Raw genomic sequence first — 24,296 nt, 5'->3', positions numbered from 1 at the left:
TATTGTAAAGATATAAAATCAATGCACCTTAATAAGGCTTAGGCGTATACTCGCCCTGTTTTTTATCTAACAAGAACAGGTTGTGCAGTGAGTAATTCACAGTTTTGGCTAGACACCCTTAAACCTAATTTTAAAACGCTGCCTTTAAAAGAGCGCTTACTCTGTGGTTGTGGCGCTCTGCTGGGACTGGCGATTTCATCAATTATTAGCTGGTATGCACTGGGCGGAATCAATGCCTGGTATATTGCGCCCATGGGTGCTTCCTCAGTTTTATTATTTGCAGTGCCGGCCAGTCCACTGGCGCAGCCCTGGAACATGGTGGTGGGCAATACCATTGCCGGCTTAATTGGTGTCAGTTGCGCTTTATGGATTCCTGATCTTACTTCTGCGTTTAGCTTGGCCGTTGGCCTATCTATTTTCTTGATGATGACTACAGATTCATTACATCCGCCTAGCGGAGCTGTAGCAATTACGGCAGTTTTGGGTGGCGAGGGTATACATCATCTAGGTTATCATTTTTTATTTTATCCCGTGTTACTAAATTCGGTTTTATTGCTGGGTTTTGCTATTTTTTTTAATCGTCTGTTAGGGAAGCATTATCCTCATCCACGGCAGGTAAATGAGCGTTCCAAAGACCCGACGCCTACCCAGAAGGTGACCATTCAGCCACAGGATATCCAGCAGGCACTTGAGCATCAGACCGAGCTTCTTGATATCAGTCAGTATGACTTGGAAAAAATTATTCTAGAAGCCCAAGAACGGGCAAATGAACGCATAGTTTTACACTATCACTGTCGTGATATTATGAGCCGTGACGTCATTGTGCTGCATGAAAACGATGATATTCATAAAGCCTTAGACAAGTTCAAACAGGTCAATTTAATGAGTCTGCCCGTAGTGAATGCCTCAGAGCATTTGGTGGGTACACTTGCGTTATATGATGTGGTCGAGTGGTTTAAGCGCGGTGCAGATTACCGGGCATCATGGGAGTATCTGGTAAAACAGATTATGAACCGTAAGGTGGTGACAGTTCACCCTGAACAGCCAATTCAAGATTTGGCGCCCTATTTTGTAGAGAAATCTTTTAACTATATACCTGTAGTTGAAGCAGAACAGTTAATTGGAATTATTAGCCGGGCAGATATGATTGCAGCCATGCAGCAAGAAATTCTGCATTTGCGCCAGAAACCATAATTTATAGATAAATAAGAAGGCTACGGCTGTCTAGGGGCACAACCGTAGCGACCAAACTGGTTAGAGAGGAGAGCTATTTAGCGTTTCACCTTATGTTCATCATAAACAGTACGTACTGGCTGCTGATAATTTTGTGGCGGTGCATCCAGACGATAATCACGTTTAGGCATTAATAGCCATAAAATCAGATAAACCAGAATTCCAGGAAAAGCTGCACTCATAATCGAGATCAAGACAAAAATGATGCGCAGCAGATTGGCATTCCAGCCAAAACGTTCTGCAATACCGCCCATTACGCCGGCAATCATGTTTTGTCGGTTAGAACGATATAAGCCAGAATCTGACATCGAAGTCTCCTCGCTGTAAAAAATAAATCTGATAACGAAACAATCATTACCCTCAATATTTATATAGTGATGAATGAATACCTTTTAAAGACGTATGTTCAGTAACTTGGTTAAGTTATGTAAGCAGGAGTTCAAATTTCTATAATTTGACCACTAAAATACCCTTAAAGTTATTTCCAACTCAGGAAGTCGACTTTATTTTTATTGGTATGCCTTTTCTACTCTTTTGAGTATTTAATTTAACTTGAGCGACAATGGTATTGAAACGCCTGATTTTAATGATAAAAGTGTATTGAAAATACATTTATTGGCCTGTATAAGCCGAATGTCGTCGGACCAACAAGTGAGTGATGAATAGAAAAATGCCTGTTCTAGCCAGAGTCTGTACCATTGTGTTATTAGGCGCATTGATGGGTGGCTGTGATCTCTCGCAGTCAGAAACACGGGAAAGCTCACCTCTAAGTCAGGGTCAGCTCCCTTCTTTGAATAATATAAATTATACTGATGAAAGTTTGGTGACAGGCCGAAAACTGACTGAGGTTGCAGGCCGTGCGTCTTTGCCAGTACTGCAAAATGAGCAGAATGAAGAAGTACGCAGTACAAATTTACAGTATGCAGGACGTTACTATACGCAGGTTCCCTGTCAGGATGCTTTTGTAAATTGTGGCAAAGGAAGGGCAGAATATATTTTAAATTTGCTGCCTGACGGCAGTGCCCACCGTATGATCGCTACATTTGGCCGGGTGCAACCTGGCGTAGACAGGCCTGATATAGCGCAGCGCCGTTTTTATCGCAAAGATCACTGGTCTGTTGATCAGGCTAAGAATGAAATTATTGTGCACTTGGCTGAAGGGGTCAATTTTTATTATCGTGTTGATCCCAAGCAGAATCTGGTCATGAATCTCTATAAGACCTTGCATGCTAATGATCAGCGGGTAATACAGACTTTTATACAGCAGCATCCATTACCTGAACAGCCCTATAAACTGGTCAAAGATGCAGTAGAGTTTTAAGACTTGGAATAATTTAGAATCAATAATAGTCTGAAGTTAAAAAGAGCGCCTAAGCGCTCTTTTTAAAGAATATCTTATGTTGAAATGATGAGCTTAGTAGTCAAAGCTGAAATGTTCAGCTGCCAGAGAAGTCATGGTACGTGAAGGATTCACCATGGCTTCAGCATGGCCTTGTGCACGTGGCAGCATACGTTCGAAATAGAAGTCTGCAACCTTGATTTTAGCTTTATAGAATTCAGGAGTTTCTTTACCTTCACCCGATTCAAGTTTTTCTGAAGCCACTGCAGCCTGCTGGGCCCAGAAATAAGCCATCATGGCGTATCCAGAGAACATGAGATAATCAAAAGAGGCACTTGAAACAATATCCCGGTCTTTACGTGCAGCCAGCATGATACGTACAGTAAGAGCATTCCACTGAGCACAGATTTTAGTCAGGTCCCAGGCAAAACGGCGCATATATTTGTTGCGTGCATGACGGCCACTGAATTTTAAAATTTCAGCGGTATAATCACGAACGACTTTACCTTTAGAAGACAGCAAAACTTTACGGCCAATCAAATCCAGTGCTTGCACACCGGTTGTACCTTCATACAAGGTGGCAATCCGTGCATCACGAACGATCTGCTCCATGCCCCATTCTTTGATATAACCATGACCACCAAAGACCTGCATACCATGGTTAGCTGCTTCAAGACCAAGTTCGGTCAGAAAGCCTTTTAAAATAGGCGTATAAAAACCGAGTTTATCATCGTATTCTTCATATTCAGCATTGTCACCGCGGGTAAGGGCATCTGTCATTTTATCGGCAAGCTGTGCAGCATGATAAATCATGGCACGGCCACCTTCGGCAATAGCTTTTTGTGTTAGTAGCATACGGCGTACATCAGCATGATGAATAATCGCATCAGCAACTTTTTCCGGATCTTTTTTACCGGACAGGGCACGCATTGACATGCGCTCTTTGGCATAAGGCAGTGCGCCTTGGAATGAAAGTTCAGCATGTGCAATACCCTGAACCGCTGTCCCGATCCGGGCAGTATTCATGAAGGTAAACATGGCATGTAGCCCTTTATTTTGTTCACCAATCAGATAACCGGTAGCATTATCAAAGTTGAGTACTGCTGTTGCAGAGGCCTTGATACCCATCTTGTGCTCAATTGAACCGCAGTTCACTGCATTGCGCTCACCGATACTTCCTTCAGCAGTTGGGAGGAACTTCGGTACGATGAACAGTGAAATACCTTTTGTACCCGCAGGTGCATCTGGCAGACGAGCAAGCACGATGTGTACAATATTTTCAGTCAGGTCATGTTCACCCGCAGAAATAAAGATTTTGGTACCGGTTATTTTATAGGTACCATCAGCCTGAGGTTCAGCTTTAGTCTTTAATTGACCCAGATCGGTACCGCACTGGGGCTCAGTCAAACACATGGTCCCTGACCAGGTACCTGCAACCAGAGGTGGCATGTAAATATCTTTCTGCTCTTCAGTCCCGAATTGCAAAATAGTATTCATGCAACCCATGCTTAAGCCCGGATACATGGTAAACGCCCAGTTGGCTGTGCCCATCATTTCCGACTTGATCAGATTGAGTGACATAGGGAGACCCTGTCCACCATACTGCTCCGGATAAGACAATCCCTGCCAGCCGCTTTGTACAAACTGGTCATATGCTTCTTTATAGCCTTTAGGGGTAGTGACTTCACCGTTGTTCCAGTGACAGCCTTCATCATCGCCGGTTTGATACAGGGGGGAAATTACATTTTCACAGTAATCTGCTGCACCTTCTAGAATCATGTCGACGGTATCACTATCAGCCAGTTCACCATTGGATAAAGTCTGGTAATGGGCTGGATAATCAAAAACTTCGTTCATCAAGAAGCGTGTATCACGAAGGGGAGCTTTATATGCTGGCATGGGTCTTAATCCTAATCTAGAAATTGTTTTGGATTATCTGATGTATGTATTCAATTATTCATAAATTCTATAAAAATACATTGATATGACAGCAAAATTAAAATGTCAGAAAAGCTAATCTAAGCACAATTGCCAATCTTAAAAGGACTTGAGCTTGTTAAAATAAGCTGGATTATCTGTACAGATTAATTTGCAGTTTTTTTAGTTTAAATTATAAATAAATAAGGTGTTTAGAAAAACCTCATGAAATTACAATATTTAACCTTGTGCCTGTTAGGTTTAAGTCTGGGGGCGTGTACACAGCATGTCATTAAAACCAGTCCAGATGCTGCTAAAAGTGCTGGACAGCGCGCGATACATGGTCTTAATTCCATGCTTGAAACCTCGAGCTATGATTATCGTGGCCAATTCTTAGTAAAAGCATCTGCGTTACAAGATATAACTAAAACTCAGGAAGAACAGAAGAAATCGGATCGGTTCGACCACACATTGCAAAAGCAGATTGACCAGTTTTTAAAGAAACAGCATATTTCTCTTACAACACAACAAAAGCAGCAACTTTATCAGGCGATGGACAAGGAAGCTGATCGTTATAGAGCAGCGAGTACAGTTTCCGGGCGCCAGTTTGATGTTTGGGCGTTAAATCTGCTGAGTAATATTCAGTTTGATTATGCTGGTTCAGTACATTATCGCCAGAAACTGGCGTCTCTTAATCTAACGGCAACCTATAAAAAACCGACTCTGCTGGTACAAGCCAAAATTCCAATGGTCGTGGACTTTAAAGATTATAAGTTCTATAGCAATTATTTTGCGCTTATGCCTTATCTGGTCAATCAAGACAGTCAGAGCAGCTTTACCTATATTGACTTTTCCAAATATAAAAGTGATATCAATAGAGTAAACCTGCAAGAACTGGCTGAGTACATTAAGCAGATGAATGCAGTCGCTTACTTGCTAGCAGAGCCGCAACAGATACATTCGCTCGCTCTAACGGCTCAAGACCGTCAACAAGGCCTGGTTGAGAAAGTCCGGTTAGATACCACTCTTGAAGCTATTTCTTTACAATCAAGTCTGTTTAGTCAGCTCAACAAAGGGTACTTATCTCATACCGTCTTAGGTATGCCAGTACAGTCTAAAGACAATCAAATAGCAACCGATGCTGCTAGAGAAAAGGATGACTTTTCACACAAGGTAGAACTGGATATTTTATCTTCTGAAATAGGTGGTAGCGCCGAAACAGAAGCTTACCAGTCACGTGTATTATTAACCCAGTTGGTTAATGAGCACTTGAACCAGTTACAACATCCTGATATGGCAACAGACAGTGCTGTTGAAACCAGTTGTATAACGGACAGCCACAAGAACTGCAGAGATGCAGCCCAACTGACAGAAGATTCTGGACGTTTAGATACTGCTAAAGAGCAGACGTATACAGCGGCTGAAGAGGAAGCGAGCGGTTACCTAACCAAAGAGGAATGTCAAGCATTGCTTCAACAGCCTCAGCAGGTTGCTATGGGGCAGCTGAATGCTTGTCGAAATGAGTATGGTTTAGATGTTTTTCAAAAAAATGTAAAAGATAAGGGAACACTTTATAGTCTCAATGAAGCTTTGCTGAATTTACAGAAGGTATTTCTCCCTTATGAAAAACAGCAGTTGACTACAGCTGAGGAATTTACCGGTTTATGGAAGAATCACCAATCCGATATACAGCAGGCAATGAAGGGGCTTCATCGGCAGACACCATTACAGGTGGATGTTGGACTAGACCAGCAGGGCCGGGTAGTACAGATTAAATATGGCTTGCAGTACACAACACAAAAATATGGTGTACTAAATATAAAAGCTGACATGGATATTTTAAATTATGGTAATGCTACCAAAATTGACCGTGCCCAGTTGCGTAATGCCAAGTCGATTGAAGAAGTCAGTAAAGGCTCAATGTTTGAAAACCTGATTAAAGGATTAGGGCGCTCTATGGGTGAAGACGAGTCATCCAGAACCCATACTCGTAATGAAATGCCTGATTTTGAGCAGCAGGTACATAAGCTGGCAGAAAAGACTTACGCACGTACTCACTCTTACCAGCAAACTTATCAGACTATTTTCCTGATGGAACTGGCAGTTCAACAGCCAGAACTGCTGAATAATTACAGTCCGCAGGCATTACAAGAAATCTCTCAGGTTTATGCGTATCGTTATCAGGACGCTGATCAGAACACACCAGATACACAAGAACTGGCAAAAATTAAAATCTTGCAGGAAAAACATCAGCTCAAGGAAAGTATCCAGTTTGATGAGGTTTTGGGTAAAAGCGTAGACAAAATGGTCTCGGAAGTGATTACAGATGCTGAAGACCGTCAAAACTGGAACAAGCTGGCAACCCAGTACAAACAGCCCCAAGCTCTCTTTATTCAGTATTATATACAGCGTTTTGATGAGGAATATGAAGTTGAGCCAGCTAGCCGTCCCTTTCTGAAAGCAGCCGCAACAGTACTGGTGCGTGCATATAAAGACACTACCCAGAATAATCTTTCAGTAAAAAGTATTCAGCAGCTGACTTTAGATCAGGCCGATTATATTGACTTCGATTTATACCAAGAGACTTATCAAAAATTAAAGCAGCATGTTAAATAAGGCAGTTTAATTCTCTATTATAAAAAGAACCTCAGTTGAGGTTCTTTTTATATTTAATCTAGAAAATCCTGCAATTCTGGTTTAACACCGTGCCAGATTGAAAATGATTCAATTGCTTGTCCAACTAGCATGCCATACCCATCGGCATACTTTACTCCGCGTGCTTTGGCTTGGTCCAGAAAGCTTGAAGCTTTGCCATAAGCCATCTCATAGGCATAGTGAAAGCTCAGACTTTCAGGTAGAACCAGTGCTTCACCAGTTAAACTGGCTGAAGTTGCATTAATCACTAAGTCAAAGTTTCCACTCAGTTCGTTTAATGCCATGGCCTGTAACGTGGTTTGTGGTACGGCTTGCTGCAAATCCTGAACCAGCTGTTCAGCACGACTTAAGGTACGGTTAGCTATAACAATCTTTCTGGCACCTGCCTGAGCCAGAGGATATATCACACCGCGAGTAGCGCCACCTGCCCCAATAATCAGAATTTGACTATTTTTTAGTGGCCAGCCCAAAGCAGTAATGGCGGCCACTAAGCCCTGCCCATCGGTATTGTCTCCATATAGCTGGTCATTTTCCCGCCATAACGTATTGACTGCTTTGGCAATCTTGGCACGTTCAGTCAGTACATCACATAAGGCAAATGCTTCTTCCTTAAAAGGTACCGTCACATTCATGCCTCGGCCGCCTTGTGTAAAAAAAGCTTTAACCGAAGTTTTAAATGCATCAGGTGCTGCCAGTTGTTTGACATAATTTAGATGAATGCCAGTTTTCTGGGCAAAAGCCTGATGAAGCTCAGGAGAGCGGGACTGCTCAATCGGGTTACCAATGACGGCAAACTGCTGATTCATCTCACAGTATCCATTAAATGAAATGCAGACAATATACGTCAATCAGTAATTTTTGCCCACTGAAGTTAAAAACGGTTTCAATCAAAACTGAAAGCTGAAAATGAATAAAATCCTTAAGCTGACTCAAGGATCACAAATCGAGCGGATAACATCAATGAGGACCGTAACCAGACTTAAAGCCAGTGCAATACCAGCAATCACACTGACTGTTATGGATACGCCATCTGAGATCGTATTATCAGAGACAATTGTTACAGCGATGGAACATAGAAGAATAGAGAAAATACACCATGACAAAATCACAGTATGATTATTTGATTTTCTTAACATTATTTTGCTCAAGATAACCTGTTTAATAGTAGCGGTATAACTCGGCAGACATATCATTACCTTTTCATAGGTAAGAGCGACAACCGGGCCTAAAGAAATAGGCTAATGTATTCTCTTCATAAACATGCAAATATGCACCAAGAGAACTGATCTATAATCAGGATCAATAGCCTGACCAAGTACATAAAGTGTACCTGATATTTTTTAATTTATAAGTATTAAAATGCTAATGAATGAAACACTATGTGAAGCTGTTTAACAAAGTGCAAAGATGTAATTTAAAATTGCATAAAAAAGCTGCTTTAAATAAAGCAGCTCCCATACTTTAAATGCTGAATATTATTGCAATTCATTCAGCCAGTCATGAGGTTTTAAATAATAATCAGTCAGGCGTTTTTCTGGCGAATCCTGTTCCCATTCAGGGCGATATGACCAAGCGGCCAGATTTGGCAAACTGACCAGAATGGATTCAATTCGTCCGCCAGTTTGCAGGCCAAACAGAGTGCCACGGTCATAGACCAGATTATATTCAACATAGCGACCACGACGGTACAGCTGGAATTCACGCTGTGCTTCAGTATAAGGTTTTTCTTGGTTCTTTTGAAAAATTGGTAAAATCGCCTCAAGGTAACCGTTACCTACAGCTTGTATATATTTAAAGCAGGTTTCAAAATCCCACTGGTTTAAGTCATCAAAAAACAGGCCTCCTACTCCGCGTTGTTCGTCACGGTGCTTCAGGTAAAAGTAGTCATCGCACCATTGTTTATGTTCGGTGTATACCTCTTCACCAAAAGGCTGGCAGAGATCATGGGCTTTCTGGTGCCAAGCCCGTACATCTTCATCATCTGGATAAAAAGGAGTAAGGTCAAATCCTCCACCAAACCACCAAACCGGATCTTGGCCTTCTGGTTCAGCAATAAACAGACGGACATTTGCATGTGAGGTTGGGACATTCGGATTTTTAGGATGAATGACCAGTGATACGCCTAGAGCCTGTGCTTTGGCACCTGCAATTTGAGGATGACGTTCGGTAGCTGATGCTGGAAGTCTGGAGATATTGATGTGAGAGAACATCACTCCACCTTTTTCAATCACTTCGCCATTTTGCAATACGCGCGAGCGCCCACCACCACCTTCAGGGCGCTCCCAGTCATCAATTACAAATTGCGCCGTTCCGCCGCCGGCCTGTTCTCGCTGCTCTAACCCGGCACAGATACGTGCCTGCAGATCAAGAAGAAATTCACGAACACGTTGAATATCAGCTGAAGTTGGATTCTGCATGATGACCCTCGAGGGAGAAATAAAAAAGGTTAATCACATCAAAGCATAAAGACATAGAAAAAGTAAGGGATTTTTTCTAATAATATTGAAAAAATCCCTTAAGTTTTTATTTTATCTGGTTTAAAGAAAGTGAATTAGAAGTCATCTTTTTTATAAAGATGTGACATACGCTTATGTTTAGTTTTTAAATATTCTTCATTAAATGGATTTAAGCCCACAGTTAATGGAATACGGTCTACCACGTTTATACCCTGATCCTGCAGCGCTTTAATCTTTAATGGATTATTGGTGATCAGACGTACCTGTTTAACTCCAAGATGATTAAGCATAATTGGACACATATCATAATGACGCGCATCTGCGGGCAGATTTAGCATTAAATTGGCATCGACAGTATCATGACCCTGATCCTGCAGGGCATAGGCACGGATCTTGTTAGTCAGGCCAATCCCGCGTCCTTCCTGACGCAAATACAAGATCACACCTTGACCTGCTTCATTGATTAACTGCTGGGTCGCCTGTAATTGTGGACCGCAATCGCATTTAAGTGATGCAAAGGCATCTCCAGTAAGACATTCAGAGTGAATACGGACCAGCACCGGGCCATCTGGCGGAGTTTCCAGCCCTTTGGAAAGTGCCACATGTTCCTCACCGGTATCCGGATCCTGAAATACACTGATCTTGAACTCACCAAACTTGGTGGGTAATTTGGATGTGGCAACAAATTCAATCGGCACAGCTCAGCTCGTCTTTGTCATAGAAAATCGCTAAAGTATAGCCTAATGCTCGGCTATTGGTAGAATTGCGATACTGAAATTATTGATAAGATTTTCTTTTTTGTAGAAAGCACACAATAATAGTTGATAAATAGTAAGATTATTCAGGATAATCCTGTGCACTAAACAACGCCCTATGAGATAATGCTCGAAATTACGTCGCTAGAAATGTGGCTGATGGAAGGTGATTTCTTTCGATAATTTATCGATTTAACCCGTTTACCTAGCTTAGATTTGCCCGGCTTTAGAAGGCTTTGCCACATATGCTGTATACCGAAATTCCCACTCAACGCCCCGTAATCTCCTTGTTAGAGGGTATTGATCATCCGCAACAATTACGTGAGCTTCGCCAAGAACAACTGGCTCAGGTTGTAGATGAATTGCGTCAATATATTTTATATGCGGCCGGACAAAGTGGCGGGCACTTTGGTGCAAACCTGGGTGTAATTGAACTGACCGTCGCCCTGCATTACTGCTTTAATACACCAGATGACCGCTTGATCTGGGATGTAGGTCATCAGGCCTATCCGCATAAAGTACTGACTGGCCGGCGCGAACAAATTACTACAATTCGTGCCAAAGATGGTCTGGCAGCCTTTCCTGCACGAGATGAATCTGAATTCGATACTTTTGGTGTGGGACATTCATCCACAGCAATTTCTGCCGGCCTGGGTATGGCACTTGCACGTCGTTATCAAAACAATCCGTGTGAAGTGGTATGTGTGGTGGGCGACGGTGCCATGACTGCGGGCATGGCTTTTGAAGCCATGAATGACGCAGTGGCTCATGATGCTGATCTGATCGTAGTGCTCAATGACAATGACATGTCAATCTCACAAAGTACTGGCGGTTTTGCCAAACATCTGGCTGCAATCTGGGAAAAAGGACAATTTGTCAATGTTGATGAAAATGGTGAGGCTTATGTACAGCCGCACCCACAGTGGATTTATAATTCACGTCTGCATCAATCAGCGACCAGTGCGGCTGATAACCTGTTCAAAGCTATCGGATTCGACTATTTTGGTCCTTTTGATGGTCATAATATCGACCAGCTGGTTCAGGTGTTTAATGCCCTGAAAAAACGCAAAGGTCCACGTCTGGTTCACATATATACCAAGAAAGGAAAAGGGTTTATACCTGCCGAAGCTGATCCGATTACTTATCATGCTATTAGCAAGTTGCCTGCCCAGCCAACCTTGGCGACTAAAAAGGCCCCACCTAAATATTCAGAGATTTTTGGGCAGTGGTTATACGATCAGGCAGCGCAAGATAAGCGTCTCATGGCAATCACGCCTGCCATGTGTGAAGGTTCGGGTATGGTTGATTTTGCTCGGGACTATCCGGAACGCTTTTTTGATGTGGCAATTGCAGAGCAGCATGCCGTTACGCTGGCTGCCGGTATGGCTTGTGAAGGCCTCAAGCCTGTCGTGGCCATTTATTCTACTTTTCTGCAACGCGGTTATGATCAGCTGATTCACGATGTCGCATTACAGAATCTGGATGTTACTTTTGGAATTGACCGGGCCGGTCTGGTAGGTGAAGATGGTCCAACCCATGCAGGGGCTTATGACTATGCTTATATGCGGACTATTCCAAACATGATCATTATGGCACCTAAAGACGAGAATGAATGCCGTCAGATGCTACATACAGCCTATGTCTATCCAGGACCTGCTGCGGTACGTTATCCACGGGGTTCAGGCTTAGGTGTAAATGTTCAGCAGGAAATGAGTTTGCTGGAGCTTGGCCGTGCTGAATTACTGGCTGAGTTTAATCCGCATCATGAGCAGCAGATCAGTATTCTGGCGTTTGGAAGCCGGGTACAGGCTGCACTCGAAGCAGGACAGGAACTGGCCGCTGCGCACAAACTTGGTGTTCGTGTAGTCAATATGCGTTTCGTGAAACCGCTAGATGAAGAAATTATTCAACAGCTGGCCGGACAGACCACATTATTTGTAACTGTAGAAGAACATGCAGTGATGGGCGGCGCAGGTAGTGCTGTTAATGAGTTCTTGGCCGAGGCTCTTCTTGTGAAGCCAGTGTTAAATCTGGGGCTGGCAGACAGCTTTATGCCACAGGCTTCTCATGCGCAAATGTTAGAGGAAAGCGGCCTCGATGCACTCGGTATTCAGCGCTCGATTGCACAGTGCTGGGCCAAGCTGACTTTACATCCGTAAAACAGGCTCTAAAATTTAACAACATTTTCTCCCTAAAAGCGCATTCATTTGATAAAATGAATGCGCTTTTATGCACTATTCTTTGTCAAAATTTTTCTATTCTGTAGTGGGTGTTCAATGGAACCTATGGTGGTGATGGCTGCGCGTGCGGCTCAAACAGTTGGTCAAGAGCTTTTAAAAGCGCATCAAAATCGTCATAAGCTCGATCTACAAGTGGAAGAAAAAGGAATTGATGGTCCAGTAACGCGTGTAGACCGTTATCTGGAACAGTTAACTATCGATACACTTCGTAAAAGTTACAAAAATCATAGTTTCTTGGGTGAAGAGTTCGGTCTTCAGGAAGGAAAAGGTCACGATGCCGACTGGTGCTGGGTGATTGATCCGCTGGATGGAACTTTAAACTTTATTCATGGTTTTCCGCATTTCTGTATTTCTCTTGCTGTTCAGCATAAAGGGATTACCCAGCATGGCGTAATCTACGATCCGGTAAAAGATGAGTTATTCTCTGCCAGCCGTGGCCGCGGAGCAATGATGAACCAGCGCCGCATTCGTGTAAATGTTAAGGACAGCCTGGACAATACCTTCCTGGCAGTAGGTCATCCTTACCGTACTCAGCGTGCTGGTGAAGTAGTATCTTATGCCGAGCAGCATTTTGCTTCTTTGCTGGCTGTGACTAAAGCTGGTGCACAAATTCGCCGTGGCGGTTCTGCTGCGCTGGACTTGGCTTATGTGGCTGCTGGCCGCTTTGATGGCTTTTTTGAAGTTGGTCTGAAGCCTTGGGATATTGCAGCAGGTGAGCTCTTGGTTAAAGAGGCGGGTGGTACTGTAGTGGATGCGCGTGGTGGTTCTGAATCCATGTCAAATGGACAGGTCTTGGCATCTTCAATGAAAATGTTAAAACCGTTGATGCAAACTGTAGTTCCTGCTTGGGGCGATGCAGCTAAATAAACTCTGCAATAACGTTTAAAAAGCCCTCAATTGAGGGCTTTTTACTTACTGGTACGATATATATTAAGGTTTGTTTCTCTATACAAGTTTCCACAAATGCTGAATTAAGGTTTTTTAAAAATTAATTGTATAAAAATTAATCAAAATTAACTTAAAAATGAGTCAATTACTGCTAAAACCGCTCTTTATTTTAGATTTAATCGAAAAAAATGATTACTTTTTAAAATGTTTCTGGTATCATGCTGTCACGCACTTAAATTTCCGTTCATTACCTGAACATTCTCTTCTAATCATTGTGTATGCGCGTACTGTCCATAGAGAGGACTATTCCTCGCGCCCCAATCGCTTAAGCGATTCTTTCAGGTTGCGGCCGTAATCATGCGTGCGTTTAATCCACATCGTCGTTATTCGGATCGCTGCTGAATTCTATATTTTTTCAGCTTCTAGTCGCTGTGCCGCTTTGTGCCGATGTCCATATTTGTATTTATTAAATGGAGCACCCAAAACAGGGTGAATACTCTCTATGAGCAAAACTTTTGCTGAATTTTCTTTACATGAATCTCTTACCCAAGCACTGACAGACTTGGGCTTTACAGCGCCAACTGCTGTACAAGAACAGGCGATTCCTGCTGCCTTAGAAGGTAAAGACCTTCTTGTTTCAAGCCAAACTGGCTCTGGTAAAACTGCGGCATTCTTATTGCCAACATTAAATGCTCTTGCTGATCAAGATACTTTCCTGCCGTTTAAAGAACGTATGCGTGCAGTGACTCAACCGAATATTCTGGTGATTTCGCCTACTCGTGAATTAGCCCAGCAGGTTTGTCAAGATGCAATCGCGCTGGTACGTCATATGAAAGGTGTACGTATTGCTGCGATCATGGGCGGTATGCCTTTTGGTAAACAAATCCAGCAGTTAAAAGGTGCGCAGGTTGTAGTGGCCACTCCAGGCCGTCTGCTTGACTTGGTAAACCGTCGCCAGATTAAACTGGATAAAGTTGATGCGTTAATTGTAGATGAAGCTGACCGTATGCTTGACTTGGGCTTCTCTGAAGACCTGGAAGCGATCAGCGAACTTGCTCTAAACCGCAAGCAGACTTTAATGTTTTCTGCAACTTTTGCTGATCGTATTATTCGTCTTGCTGAATGCATGATGAAAGATCCAATGCGTATTGCTATTGAAACAGGTCATTCAACCAATACTGACATCACCCAGACATTACACTGGACTGATGGTTTTGAGCACAAGAAAAAACTGCTGACTCACTGGTTAGAAGACGAAACTCTGGATCAGGCTGTTGTGTTTGCAAGCACTCAAGAAGATACCGACATGCTGGCTGAAGAACTGGCTGAAGCGGGTCACTCTGTTGTTGCATTACATGGTGCGATGCCACAAACCGTACGTAACCGTCGTCTGCGCAGTATTCGTGAAGGCCGAGCTAAAATTCTAGTGGCAACTGATGTAGCTGCTCGTGGTCTGGATGTACCAACCATTTCACACGTAATTAATTTCGGTTTACCGATGAAGCATGAAGATTATGTACACCGTATTGGTCGTACTGGTCGTGCTGGCCGTACCGGTAAAGCCATTACACTGGCAACTTACCGTGAACGTGGCAAGATCCGTGCTCTGGAAGATTACCTGGAAACTCGTCTGAATGTTTCAGAAATTGAAGGCCTAGAGCCATCTCCACCGCCGGCTCGTCCGCGTCGTGAAGGTGGTGGCGGTAAACGCCCGGGCGGCCGTGATGGTGGCCGTGGTGGTTTTGGTGGTGGTCGCCGCTTTGAAGGTGAATCAAACTTCAAACGTCGTGAAGGCGGTCGTGATGATCGTCCACGTCGCAGTTTTGATGATAAACCGCGTAGCGAACGTCCATTTGGTGATGACCGTCCTAAGCGTGATTTTGGTGACCGTCCAGCCCGCCGTGATTTTGGCGACCGTCCACAACGCAGCTTTGATGATAAGCCACGTGGTGAGCGTAGCTTTGGTGGTGCTGAACGCCCACGTCGTGAATTTAATTCAGACCGTCCACAACGTAGCTTTGGTGATCGTCCGCAATCACGCAGTTTTGGTGGTGAAGACCGTCCACGTCGTAGCTTTGATGACAAGCCACGTGGCGAGCGTAATTTTGGTGGCGATCGTCCACGTCGTGAAGGCGGTTTTAATGACAAACCACGCTTTGACTCAAATGATGACAACCGTGGAAACCGCGTAGATTATAAACCACGTACTGGTGGATTCCGTGCTGCGGGCGACCGTAGTGAGCGTCCAGCTGGTGGAGACCGTCCACGCCGCAGTTTTGATGACAAACCGCGTGGCGAGCGTAGCTTTGGTGGTGAAGATCGTCCACGTCGAGACTTTGGCGGTGAGCGTCGCCGTAAATTTCAAGACTAAGCTGTAATAAAATAAAAAAGCCAGTTCCTGAACTGGCTTTTTTTATACTTTTAATTTAATTAAGTTTAATGGGCCAACATCTTATTTTTATAAAATAATGAACCAATAAAAAGAAGCGGTATCAAACGATTCATTTTGTATATGTCATTTTAAACTTCTTGAATATCAAGTTATAGCTTTCAAGTTTAAAGTCTTTTCAAATCTCGCTATTTGAATCAAATAGAATGATCTTGGCATTTTTTCTTAATCCTTTGGCACTCTCATAGGACAAATTGTTAAAATACAACCAAGTTTTAATGGTTCGATGCTATAGTAGGCGGGCTGAAAAAGGCAGGAAATTCTCAGTTATGAATTACCCAAGTTCTCTTGATACTCGGCCCCTGATTGAAATCAGGAACCTGAGTTTTAAACGTGGGGAACGTATCATTTATGACAATGTTAGTTTAAGCATCCGTCGTGGTCAGATTACTGCAATCATGGGCCCTTCCGGTACGGGTAAAACTACCTTACTACGCCTGATTGGTGGTCAACTTACACCTGATCAGGGCGAGATATTGCTTGATGGCCATAACATTGCCAAAATGTCGCGTTCAGAGCTGTTTAAAGCGCGTGCTCGTATGGGGATGCTGTTTCAAAGCGGTGCATTGTTTACAGATATGACTGTATATGAAAATGTCGCATTTCCATTGCGTGCTCACACGCAGTTGCCCGAGCACCTGATTACTGAACTTGTTGCACTTAAACTCGAGTCAGTCGGTTTGCGTGGTGCCGAACAAATGATGCCTTCCGAACTCTCAGGTGGCATGAACCGTCGTGTTGCACTGGCGCGTGCGATTGCTCTTGATCCTGAACTGATTATGTATGATGAGCCCTTTGCAGGACAGGACCCGATTGTCATGGGGGTACTTACCCGCCTGATCCGTTCTTTACGTGAAGCACTAGATCTGACGACAATTGTGGTTTCACATGACGTTGCTGAGACTCTTTCAATTGCTGATTATATCTATGTAATTGCAGAGGGCAAGATTCAGGGTGAGGGTACACCTGAACAGTTACAGGCTGATGCTTCACCCTTTGTTCGCCAGTTTTTAACTGGTGCTGTGGAGGGGCCTGTGGATTACCAATTTAGCAATCAGGCTTATCTGAAAAATGAGGTTGGTTCATGAATGCCATTGCCTGGTTAGGCCGACTTGTTATTGAACGGGTGCGTGGTATTGGTGTAGCAACCTTGATGTTGCTGCAGATTATATTTTCATTGCCGACCTGGCTTGGGGTAAAACTATTTATTTACCAGATGTACCGGGTTGGGGTGATGTCGCTATTGATTATTACGGTCTCTGGACTCTTTATTGGACTGGTATTAGGGCTGCAGGGCTATTCAATTCTGGTGAATGTGGGTAGTGAAGCCATGCTGGGTACCATGGTTGCCTTAACCTTACTGCGCGAACTGGCTCCAGTGGTCGCGGCACTACTATTCGCTGGCCGGGCTGGTTCTGCACTGACAGCAGAAATTGGTCTCATGAAAGCCACTGAACAGCTTTCCAGTATGGAAATGATTGGGGTAGACCCGCTTAAACGGATCGTTTCGCCACGTTTATGGGCAGGTATAGTAAGTCTTCCCATGCTTACCGTAATTTTTGGTGCAATAGGCATACTGGGCGGCAAACTGGTCGGCGTAGATTTTCTGGGTGTAGATGAAGGCTCTTTCTGGAGTGGAATGCAAAGCAGTGTACAGTTCGGGCATGATGTAGTGAATGGCATCATCAAAAGTATTGTATTTGCATTAATCTGTACCTGGATTGCAGTTTATCAGGGCTATGCCTGTGAACCGACTTCAGAAGGCATCGCTACTTCAACCACCCGCACAGTAGTTTTTTCTTCATTATGTGTTTTAGGTTTTGATTTTGTGTTGACTGCGGTCATGTTCGGAGGGGTTTGATGAGATCACGTATTAGTGAGCTGGCCGTAGGTATTTTCGTTATTCTTTTCGGCATCGCTCTATTTTTTCTTGCCATGAAAGTCAGTGGTCTGGCGGGTACCAGCTTACGTGACAGCTATGAAATGAGTGCTCAGTTCGACAACGTAAACGGACTGAAACCCAGAGCTAAGGTTACCATGAGTGGCGTCACAATTGGACGTGTAACCGATATTACCCTAGATCCAGTGTCGCGTCTGGCCAAGGTGGATTTTGAGCTTGATGGTAAACTTACAGGTTTTAATCCTGAGCAGTTAAAAACTGTACAGCAAAATGCCATAGAGGAATTACGCTACAGTAGTGAATATGCTGCTGCGGCACCGGCACAACAAAAAGCTATGGAACAGCAACTGATCAGTAACATGAAATCCATCACCAGTATTGATGAAGATGCTTATATTATGGTGGCTACCAATGGATTGTTAGGCGAGAAATATCTGAAAATTGTTCCAGGCGGTGGACTGAACTATGTCAAACGTGGTGAAACAATTGCCAATACGCAGGGCACTATGGATCTGGAAGATTTAATCAGTAAATTTATTACAGGTGGTGCGGGTAAATCATCAGAAAGTTCGGCAACTGAAACGGCTGAAGCAAATAATGCTCAGACTTCATTTGTCGAGTAATGTAGAGGAGTGATTGAGTGAAAACTTTATTTAAACAAACCCTGACAGTAAGTATATTAACCAGCTTATTGGCAGGTACAGCATTTGCTGCACCTTCTGAAGCTCCTCCGGCTTTCATTAAACGTGTAGCAGATGGGTTGATTGGCCGTTTAAAAGCTGATCATAACAAGCTGCAAACTAATCCGGCTGCAGTCAAAACCATTGTACGTGAAAATCTGGACCCTTACATTGATTCCCAAGCATTTACACGTATTGTGATGGGTACTTACGCAACCAATCAATACAGTTCAGCTGCCCAGCGTGCTCAATTTGAGAAAAATTTCCGTGAAACTCTGATTGAAAATTATGGCAGTGCTTTTGCAAAATATAGTAACCAGTCTTACAGCATTCGTCCTTATAAAGCCACTAACAGCAAAAATCCTGTAGTTACTGTCGACTTTAACAATAAGGGCGAGAAAATTCCGGTTTCTTTCCAGTTGGTAGATAAAGGTACGCAATGGAAAATCCGTAATATTAACGTCTCTGGTATCGACTTGGGCTTGCAGTTCCGTAATCAGTTTGCAGCTACGGTAAAACGTAATGGTGGTAATCTGGATAAAGCGATTGCAAACTTCCAGCCGGATGCAGATGCTGCAGTCAGTCAGGCAAAAAAATAAGGTTTAGTTAGGGCAGGTGCAGAGTGGTTGAATTAATTGGGCAGGAGCTTAAGGTTACTGGGAAAATTGATTACGCTAATGCGGAACAATATTATCAGCAGGGCCTCAAGCTTATTCAGTCTCAGCAGCATTACCCACTTATAGTTAACTTGGCTGGACTAGAGCATAGGAGTACGCTGGCCTTAGCGGTGCTGATCCGCTGGTTAAGGCAAACTCCACAGGCTCAGGGTTTGCAATTTAAGGGTGTGCCAGACAAGATGATGAAAATCATTCAGGCTTGCCATCTGGAAAATGACTTGCAACTGCTCAGCTAAACTGAAATTAGAAAAGCACCATAAGGTGCTTTTTTTATATCCATTTTTTCCAACGGAAGTAAATTAAGGGGCCTACAAAAAAGGCAATCAATATACTGATGACTACCATGAAACTGGTGGTACCTTTAGCAAATGGAAGCACATCAGTATTCATACCATAAACACTGGCAATCAGCATCGGTGGCGCCAGCATACTAGGCAAAATCGAGAAGCGACGGATCGTATCGCTCTGTTCAGTATTAATAAATCCTGAAGTTGTATCCAGCAGGAAGCGAACCTTTTGAAAGAGGAAAGCATCATGTTCAACCAAAGAACGTACATCTTCACTTAATTCACGAATATCTGCATCATAAATATGACTGCTTAGAGCACGCGGACGCGATAAAAAAGTTAGTACTCGACGCAGGTCAATCAGGCAGAGCTGGGCTTTACCCAGGGTATCTTCTTGCTGGGCTAGCCGCGTAATCATGTCGTCCAGATCCAGAATCTGTTCGCGATGATGATTATTTAAGACCTCAGTAGAGTATTTTTCCAGATCCCTATGGATATCTTCTAATATATCCGCAAGTTCATCCAGTTTGGCTTCTAATAACCCTAATAAAATCCAGGTCGGATCTTTATAATCCATTTCATAATCATTACGGCGCGCACGTGCCCGGAATGCCCGAAATGCCACCAGTTTTTCGCCACGTAATGTGAATAGATGATTTTTATGTAAAATAAAAGCCACAGTCTGTACGGTAGCCAGTCGGCTCATTCCATCTTCAGTCTCATTATCGACTTGATAATTTTTATTTTTCGTTAAAAAGTAGGTACTGATATGCAAAATTCCATCGTCATCGCGGTAGAATCGTGCTGATGAAGAAATGTCTTCTAGAGACTTTAAAGTCGGTAAATTTTGGTTATAGGCATCTATGACCCATTGCTGTTCCTCCTGTGAGGGCGCAATCAGGTCAATCCATACAAGTTCTGGATGTAAATCAAAGCCACCATTAATAGTGGCATCTTCCAAACTACCGCGCTCTGTGGCGTAAAAGGCTTCAAGCATATCTTTGGCTCCCTTGCGCAGTATTGGCGTTCAAGATGGGTGAGTATTTTAGACAAGGATTGCCGGAAAAACACACCCCAACAGAGATTTTTTTAGTCTCCTTTGCAATTCTGCTTTAAGCTTACTTGAAAAGTATGAAAAATTTACAACATGGTCAACATATTATGAAAGCTATTGGTGTTTTTTGTGGTTCTGCCATTGGAACTGAGCCTGTTTTTTTAGAAACGGCCCAAGCAGTCGGACAGGCAATCGCCCAGCGTGGGCAGACTTTGGTTTATGGTGGGGGACGTTCCGGCTTAATGGGTGTTATTGCAGATAGCGCCCTACAGGCAGGGGGAGCAGTGATTGGCGTGATTCCCCATGCTTTAGTTGACCGTGAATTGGCACATCCAGACCTGACTGAATTGCATGTCGTTCAGAACATGCATGAGCGAAAAACTAAAATGTCAGAACTTTCAGACGGTTTTATTGCACTGCCGGGTGGCGCTGGAACCTTGGAAGAAATATTTGAACAATGGACATGGGCTCAGTTAGGGATTCACCAGAAGCCTTGTGCTTTTTTAAACCTGGATGGCTTTTATAATGATCTGCTTAAAATGATTCAGTTTACAGTCGATAAAGGTTTTACCCATAGCCGGTTTGTTGAAAAATTAATTGCCTCGGACAATATCGAACAAATCTTGCAGCAGTTTGACCAGTATCAGCCGCCTGCACCGAAGTGGGGAACTTCTGGCGTAAATCCATAAGGCAAATTGATGAAAAAAATTACTGTGGCAGCTGCCGTAATTCTAAATAAAGAGCATGAATTACTGGTAGTACGTAAGCAAAATACTCAATATTTTATGCAAGTTGGTGGCAAGCTGGAAATAGATGAGCCACCAGAGCAGACAATTATCCGCGAGATTCAGGAAGAAATTGGTTGCGAGGCACAAGTAGAGCAGTTTATTGGCCGTTTCGAAACACAGACAGCTAATGAGCCTGACCATGAGCTGATCAGTTACCTATATGTGGTTGCTATAGCCCAGTCACCCCGGATTGCCGCAGAAATTGCTGAAATGAAGTGGGTCAGACTGGATGATCAGACCACTTTGCTTGCTCCGCTGACTCGTGAGATTGTTATACCTTGGTGCGAGCAGCAATTGCTGGAAAAAAACTAGGCTGTTTCTGCGGCTGCAATACACGCAGCAAAAATATGCTGGCAGCCCAGCTGGGTCAGGGCTTGAGCCAAGGCCGAAAGTGAGCTGCCTGTAGTCACTACATCGTCTAGCATTAATACCCGGCGGTAACGCCGGCGTTCGGTGAGGATCGGCTGAAATTGCATTTCAATCTGGTTCAGACGTTCGAGTCGCGATAAGCCTTTTTGCGAATGCTGAGCCAGCCGAATTACAGGTTGCCAGACCGGAACATTCAGCTCACGGGCTAGAATTTTTGCAATGACCAGTGACTGATTATAGCCGCGTTCAATTAAACGTTCGGTTGATATGGGCATAGGCACAATGGCCTGAACTTTAGGTAACCTGAGGGTTAGTATCGATGCAGTCAGTAACTGCTGATAGTTTAACTGCTGCTCATATTTAAACTGCTGGATAATACGATCTATTGGATATTGATAGCCATAGGCAACATGAATGTTTAATTCTTGTCGTTCTACAGTCTGCCGATACCAAGGCAGCTGTTCCCAGCAATCATGACAAACCCCATGCTGCATTTGCAAACTGCTGCTACAAAGCGGGCAGGGTAGTAGCCGTGAGATAGGTCTGAGTAAAGAAGATGGGTTAAACATAGGCATAACGTGGTGCCTCAGGTAACCAGCGCTTAAGTAAAGCTTCTGCATTTACAGGATAATCCTTGAGGACTTGTTCGGCTACATAGTGTGCCTGAGTCAGCAAATGATCGTCCCGCTCCAGTTTAGCCACGCGAAAGCCCATATCGCCTGTCTGCTTGGTTCCAAGCAATTCTCCTGGGCCCCGCAGTTCTAGATCTTTTTCGGCAATCACAAAGCCATCATTACTTTCCCTTAAAATGGAAAGCCGCTCCTGGCCATTTTGTGAAAGAGGAGTTTTATAAAGCAGGGCACAAAAGCTGGCTTTTGCTCCCCGCCCAACCCGGCCCCGTAACTGATGCAGTTGTGACAGCCCAAGGCGCTCGGCATTTTCTATCACCATAATTGAGGCATTAGGTACATCTACCCCGACTTCAATTACTGTAGTCGCAATCAGAAGTTGTAGTTCATTGTTTTTAAATTGTTGCATGACTGACTGCTTTTCATCAGCTTTCATTTTGCCGTGTACCAGTCCAATATTCAGGCTAGGAAAGCGTTCCTTAATTTCTGCATAAGTCGCTTCAGCAGCCTGGGCATCCAGTGTTTCGGACTGTTCTACCAAGGTGCAGACCCAATAAGCCTGTTTGCCCTTTTGACAGTTGGTAGCAATTCGCTGCAAAACTTCTTCACGGCGGTCAAGTGGTATAGTCACAGTCTGAATCGGTGTACGTCCGGGAGGAAGCTCATCAATCACCGAAGTGTCGAGGTCACCATAGGCACTCATGGCTAGAGTGCGTGGAATTGGTGTAGCTGTCATCACTAGCTGGTGTGGAGTCATCTGTTCAGCCCCTTTGTTACGTAAAGCCAACCGCTGATCGACACCAAAGCGGTGTTGCTCATCGATAATAACTAGACCTAAACGGGCAAACTCGACATTTTCCTGAAACAGGGCATGAGTGCCTACAACCAATTGAGCTAGTCCGCCTCGTATAATTGCTTCTGCCTGTGTCCGGGCTTTACCTTTTTGTTTGCCTGATAGCCAGGCCACCTGAATGCCCAGTGGTTCGAACCAGCGTTTGAAATTCAAATAATGCTGTTCAGCCAAAATTTCTGTAGGTGCCATGAGTGCGACCTGCCAGCCGGCTTCTAGGGCATGACAGGCAGCCACTGCTGCAACTAGCGTTTTACCTGCACCTACATCGCCTTGGACCAGCCGTAACATGGGTTGATGCTGCTTGAGATCAATCATGATCTCTTTAGATACTCTTCTTTGAGCGCCCGTCATATTAAAAGGCAGATTAGCCAATAATTTTTTAGCCAGTATTGTGCTGGGTTCAAAAGCGGGGGCTTCAATTTCACGGATATAAGCGCGCCGAGCTAACAGGCTGATCTGATGAGCGACCAGTTCTTCAAAAATAAGCCGTTGCTGTGCGGGATGTGAACCTTGCATTAACTGTTGCATATTGGCATCAATGGGTGGCTCATGAATATATTCAAGCGCTTCTTTTAAGGCGTAACCGTTGGTGAATTTTTCTGGTAAAAGTTCAGGAAGATTTTCACTGTGCTGCTCGAGAGCTTGGCGTACGTATTCACGTAGCTTGGCTTGAGTTAGGCCCTCGGTAGAAGGATAAATGGCAGTTAAGCGGGTTTTAGGCAGAGCAGTTTGTGCACTGATTTGCTGAATTTCCGGATGGTAAAGTTCTAGTCCGCGTGCGCCTACTCTAACTTCACCGAATACCCGCAGCCGGTTGCCACTACGCATTTTATCAGTCAGGGCCTTGTAGATATGATAAAAGCGCAATGTAACCTTACCAAAATCATCTTCGAGCAATACCGCCATAGATTTGCGTTTGCCGGGCGGAAAATCGATAGAACTTACCATTCCTTCAAGCAAATAGCTACGGCCCACGACAAGTTGGTTCATGGGAATAATAGTGCTACGATCTTCATAATCACGCGGAAGATGAAATAGCAGATCATCAGTAGTAAAAATATTCAGTTTCTCGAGTAATGCAGCTGACGCTGTACCGACACCCTGTAATTGATGGACTGTAGCCATGT

At 43.8% G+C, this 24,296-nt stretch carries 22 protein-coding genes; 13 read left to right on the top strand and 9 right to left on the bottom strand.

Annotation, left to right across the window (positions count from 1 at the left end; translation table 11 throughout):
• Nucleotides 1-87 precede the first annotated feature (87 nt).
• The gene (locus tag ABZP31_RS13265) at nucleotides 88-1,194 is read left to right on the top strand and encodes an HPP family protein (protein ID WP_367156826.1); all 1,107 of its coding nucleotides are present in this window, start codon (nucleotides 88-90) and stop codon (nucleotides 1,192-1,194) included.
• Nucleotides 1,195-1,271: 77 nt separating this feature from the next.
• Here ABZP31_RS13265 and ABZP31_RS13260 read toward each other — a convergent pair whose 3' ends face one another.
• Nucleotides 1,272-1,541, bottom strand: coding sequence for a PspC domain-containing protein (locus tag ABZP31_RS13260; RefSeq protein WP_151828691.1), 270 nt, complete (start codon nucleotides 1,539-1,541; stop codon nucleotides 1,272-1,274).
• Between the two features lie 350 nt (nucleotides 1,542-1,891).
• Between ABZP31_RS13260 and ABZP31_RS13255 the strand changes: the two genes are divergently transcribed.
• The gene (locus ABZP31_RS13255) at nucleotides 1,892-2,554 is read left to right on the top strand and encodes a hypothetical protein (RefSeq protein WP_227499304.1); all 663 of its coding nucleotides are present in this window, start codon (nucleotides 1,892-1,894) and stop codon (nucleotides 2,552-2,554) included.
• A 93-nt stretch (nucleotides 2,555-2,647) separates the two neighbouring features.
• On the opposite strand, the gene ABZP31_RS13250 is transcribed toward ABZP31_RS13255, so the two are convergent.
• Complete coding sequence (locus ABZP31_RS13250) at nucleotides 2,648-4,471, bottom strand: acyl-CoA dehydrogenase C-terminal domain-containing protein (protein ID WP_034682871.1); 1,824 nt, start codon at nucleotides 4,469-4,471, stop codon at nucleotides 2,648-2,650.
• Between the two features lie 243 nt (nucleotides 4,472-4,714).
• Here ABZP31_RS13250 and ABZP31_RS13245 point away from each other — a divergent pair, with 243 nt between their 5' ends.
• Nucleotides 4,715-7,105 (top strand): hypothetical protein, encoded by a 2,391-nt coding sequence (locus ABZP31_RS13245; protein ID WP_034682870.1) that lies wholly within the window; start codon nucleotides 4,715-4,717, stop codon nucleotides 7,103-7,105.
• Nucleotides 7,106-7,158: 53 nt separating this feature from the next.
• Here the strand turns inward: ABZP31_RS13245 and aroE are convergent, their stop codons facing one another.
• From aroE to ribA, 4 genes are all read right to left on the bottom strand, one after another.
• Nucleotides 7,159-7,950 carry a shikimate dehydrogenase gene (gene aroE, locus ABZP31_RS13240; RefSeq protein ID WP_046205891.1) on the bottom strand — a complete coding sequence of 264 codons (792 nt, stop codon included), beginning with the start codon at nucleotides 7,948-7,950 and terminating at the stop codon, nucleotides 7,159-7,161.
• Between the two features lie 123 nt (nucleotides 7,951-8,073).
• Nucleotides 8,074-8,280 (bottom strand): hypothetical protein, encoded by a 207-nt coding sequence (locus ABZP31_RS13235; protein ID WP_005018267.1) that lies wholly within the window; start codon nucleotides 8,278-8,280, stop codon nucleotides 8,074-8,076.
• 339 nt (nucleotides 8,281-8,619) lie between these two features.
• Nucleotides 8,620-9,561 carry an oxygen-dependent coproporphyrinogen oxidase gene (gene hemF / locus ABZP31_RS13230; RefSeq protein WP_026443875.1) on the bottom strand — a complete coding sequence of 314 codons (942 nt, stop codon included), beginning with the start codon at nucleotides 9,559-9,561 and terminating at the stop codon, nucleotides 8,620-8,622.
• Nucleotides 9,562-9,695: 134 nt separating this feature from the next.
• On the bottom strand, nucleotides 9,696-10,298 hold the full coding sequence (gene ribA, locus ABZP31_RS13225; protein WP_005407243.1) for a GTP cyclohydrolase II: 603 nt from the start codon (nucleotides 10,296-10,298) through the stop codon (nucleotides 9,696-9,698).
• A 302-nt stretch (nucleotides 10,299-10,600) separates the two neighbouring features.
• Here ribA and dxs point away from each other — a divergent pair, with 302 nt between their 5' ends.
• The 8 genes from dxs to ABZP31_RS13185 all read left to right on the top strand — a co-directional run bounded on the left by dxs (nucleotide 10,601) and on the right by ABZP31_RS13185 (nucleotide 19,425).
• Nucleotides 10,601-12,514, top strand: coding sequence for a 1-deoxy-D-xylulose-5-phosphate synthase (gene dxs, locus ABZP31_RS13220; protein WP_005407177.1), 1,914 nt, complete (start codon nucleotides 10,601-10,603; stop codon nucleotides 12,512-12,514).
• 117 nt (nucleotides 12,515-12,631) lie between these two features.
• A complete protein-coding gene (locus ABZP31_RS13215; protein WP_005024392.1) occupies nucleotides 12,632-13,462 on the top strand; it encodes an inositol monophosphatase family protein in 831 nt (276 codons plus the stop codon).
• Between the two features lie 523 nt (nucleotides 13,463-13,985).
• A complete protein-coding gene (locus ABZP31_RS13210; protein WP_367156825.1) occupies nucleotides 13,986-15,854 on the top strand; it encodes a DEAD/DEAH box helicase in 1,869 nt (622 codons plus the stop codon).
• Between the two features lie 347 nt (nucleotides 15,855-16,201).
• The gene (locus ABZP31_RS13205) at nucleotides 16,202-17,020 is read left to right on the top strand and encodes an ABC transporter ATP-binding protein (protein WP_005024396.1); all 819 of its coding nucleotides are present in this window, start codon (nucleotides 16,202-16,204) and stop codon (nucleotides 17,018-17,020) included.
• Nucleotides 17,017-17,793, top strand: a complete 777-nt coding sequence (gene mlaE, locus ABZP31_RS13200; RefSeq protein ID WP_005024399.1) for a lipid asymmetry maintenance ABC transporter permease subunit MlaE — start codon at nucleotides 17,017-17,019, stop codon at nucleotides 17,791-17,793. The genes ABZP31_RS13205 and mlaE overlap by 4 nt, the downstream gene beginning before the upstream one ends.
• A complete protein-coding gene (locus tag ABZP31_RS13195; protein ID WP_005024401.1) occupies nucleotides 17,793-18,455 on the top strand; it encodes an outer membrane lipid asymmetry maintenance protein MlaD in 663 nt (220 codons plus the stop codon). Before mlaE ends, ABZP31_RS13195 begins: the two co-directional genes overlap by 1 nt.
• A 17-nt stretch (nucleotides 18,456-18,472) precedes the next feature.
• Nucleotides 18,473-19,111 (top strand): phospholipid-binding protein MlaC, encoded by a 639-nt coding sequence (locus tag ABZP31_RS13190; RefSeq protein WP_005024404.1) that lies wholly within the window; start codon nucleotides 18,473-18,475, stop codon nucleotides 19,109-19,111.
• Between the two features lie 23 nt (nucleotides 19,112-19,134).
• Nucleotides 19,135-19,425, top strand: coding sequence for a lipid asymmetry maintenance protein MlaB (locus ABZP31_RS13185; protein ID WP_005024406.1), 291 nt, complete (start codon nucleotides 19,135-19,137; stop codon nucleotides 19,423-19,425).
• A 34-nt stretch (nucleotides 19,426-19,459) separates the two neighbouring features.
• Here ABZP31_RS13185 and ABZP31_RS13180 read toward each other — a convergent pair whose 3' ends face one another.
• Nucleotides 19,460-20,473, bottom strand: a complete 1,014-nt coding sequence (locus tag ABZP31_RS13180; protein ID WP_005024408.1) for a magnesium and cobalt transport protein CorA — start codon at nucleotides 20,471-20,473, stop codon at nucleotides 19,460-19,462.
• Nucleotides 20,474-20,637: 164 nt separating this feature from the next.
• Here ABZP31_RS13180 and ABZP31_RS13175 point away from each other — a divergent pair, with 164 nt between their 5' ends.
• Nucleotides 20,638-21,219: a TIGR00730 family Rossman fold protein gene (locus tag ABZP31_RS13175; RefSeq protein WP_005404596.1), complete on the top strand. Its 582-nt coding sequence runs from the start codon at nucleotides 20,638-20,640 to the stop codon at nucleotides 21,217-21,219.
• Nucleotides 21,220-21,228: 9 nt separating this feature from the next.
• Nucleotides 21,229-21,630, top strand: coding sequence for an NUDIX domain-containing protein (locus tag ABZP31_RS13170; protein ID WP_005024410.1), 402 nt, complete (start codon nucleotides 21,229-21,231; stop codon nucleotides 21,628-21,630).
• Here the strand turns inward: ABZP31_RS13170 and ABZP31_RS13165 are convergent.
• Nucleotides 21,627-22,262, bottom strand: a complete 636-nt coding sequence (locus tag ABZP31_RS13165; RefSeq protein WP_367156824.1) for a ComF family protein — start codon at nucleotides 22,260-22,262, stop codon at nucleotides 21,627-21,629. The two genes, ABZP31_RS13170 and ABZP31_RS13165, sit on opposite strands and share 4 nt — an antisense overlap.
• Nucleotides 22,249-24,294, bottom strand: a complete 2,046-nt coding sequence (gene recG / locus ABZP31_RS13160; RefSeq protein ID WP_248133727.1) for an ATP-dependent DNA helicase RecG — start codon at nucleotides 24,292-24,294, stop codon at nucleotides 22,249-22,251. The genes ABZP31_RS13165 and recG overlap by 14 nt, the downstream gene beginning before the upstream one ends.
• Nucleotides 24,295-24,296: the final 2 nt, after the last annotated feature.

This window comes from Acinetobacter sp. FL, from assembly GCF_040744925.1.
In the GTDB taxonomy this organism is placed as follows: Bacteria; Pseudomonadota; Gammaproteobacteria; order Pseudomonadales; family Moraxellaceae; genus Acinetobacter; species Acinetobacter radioresistens.
This window is presented reverse-complemented; position numbering and strand designations above follow the sequence as displayed.

Coding starts and splice junctions, on each gene's coding strand:
- ABZP31_RS13250 (WP_034682871.1), bottom strand. CDS start 4,471: ATGCCAGCATATAAAGCTCCCCTTCGTGATACACGCTTCTTGATGAAC.
- ABZP31_RS13170 (WP_005024410.1), top strand. CDS start 21,229: ATGAAAAAAATTACTGTGGCAGCTGCCGTAATTCTAAATAAAGAGCAT.
- ABZP31_RS13255 (WP_227499304.1), top strand. CDS start 1,892: ATGAATAGAAAAATGCCTGTTCTAGCCAGAGTCTGTACCATTGTGTTA.
- dxs (WP_005407177.1), top strand. CDS start 10,601: ATGCTGTATACCGAAATTCCCACTCAACGCCCCGTAATCTCCTTGTTA.
- ABZP31_RS13205 (WP_005024396.1), top strand. CDS start 16,202: ATGAATTACCCAAGTTCTCTTGATACTCGGCCCCTGATTGAAATCAGG.
- ABZP31_RS13215 (WP_005024392.1), top strand. CDS start 12,632: ATGGAACCTATGGTGGTGATGGCTGCGCGTGCGGCTCAAACAGTTGGT.
- ABZP31_RS13260 (WP_151828691.1), bottom strand. CDS start 1,541: ATGTCAGATTCTGGCTTATATCGTTCTAACCGACAAAACATGATTGCC.
- hemF (WP_026443875.1), bottom strand. CDS start 9,561: ATGCAGAATCCAACTTCAGCTGATATTCAACGTGTTCGTGAATTTCTT.
- ABZP31_RS13195 (WP_005024401.1), top strand. CDS start 17,793: ATGAGATCACGTATTAGTGAGCTGGCCGTAGGTATTTTCGTTATTCTT.
- aroE (WP_046205891.1), bottom strand. CDS start 7,950: ATGAATCAGCAGTTTGCCGTCATTGGTAACCCGATTGAGCAGTCCCGC.
- mlaE (WP_005024399.1), top strand. CDS start 17,017: ATGAATGCCATTGCCTGGTTAGGCCGACTTGTTATTGAACGGGTGCGT.
- ABZP31_RS13245 (WP_034682870.1), top strand. CDS start 4,715: ATGAAATTACAATATTTAACCTTGTGCCTGTTAGGTTTAAGTCTGGGG.
- recG (WP_248133727.1), bottom strand. CDS start 24,294: ATGGCTACAGTCCATCAATTACAGGGTGTCGGTACAGCGTCAGCTGCA.
- ABZP31_RS13175 (WP_005404596.1), top strand. CDS start 20,638: ATGAAAGCTATTGGTGTTTTTTGTGGTTCTGCCATTGGAACTGAGCCT.
- ABZP31_RS13165 (WP_367156824.1), bottom strand. CDS start 22,262: ATGCCTATGTTTAACCCATCTTCTTTACTCAGACCTATCTCACGGCTA.
- ABZP31_RS13180 (WP_005024408.1), bottom strand. CDS start 20,473: ATGCTTGAAGCCTTTTACGCCACAGAGCGCGGTAGTTTGGAAGATGCC.
- ABZP31_RS13210 (WP_367156825.1), top strand. CDS start 13,986: ATGAGCAAAACTTTTGCTGAATTTTCTTTACATGAATCTCTTACCCAA.
- ABZP31_RS13235 (WP_005018267.1), bottom strand. CDS start 8,280: ATGTTAAGAAAATCAAATAATCATACTGTGATTTTGTCATGGTGTATT.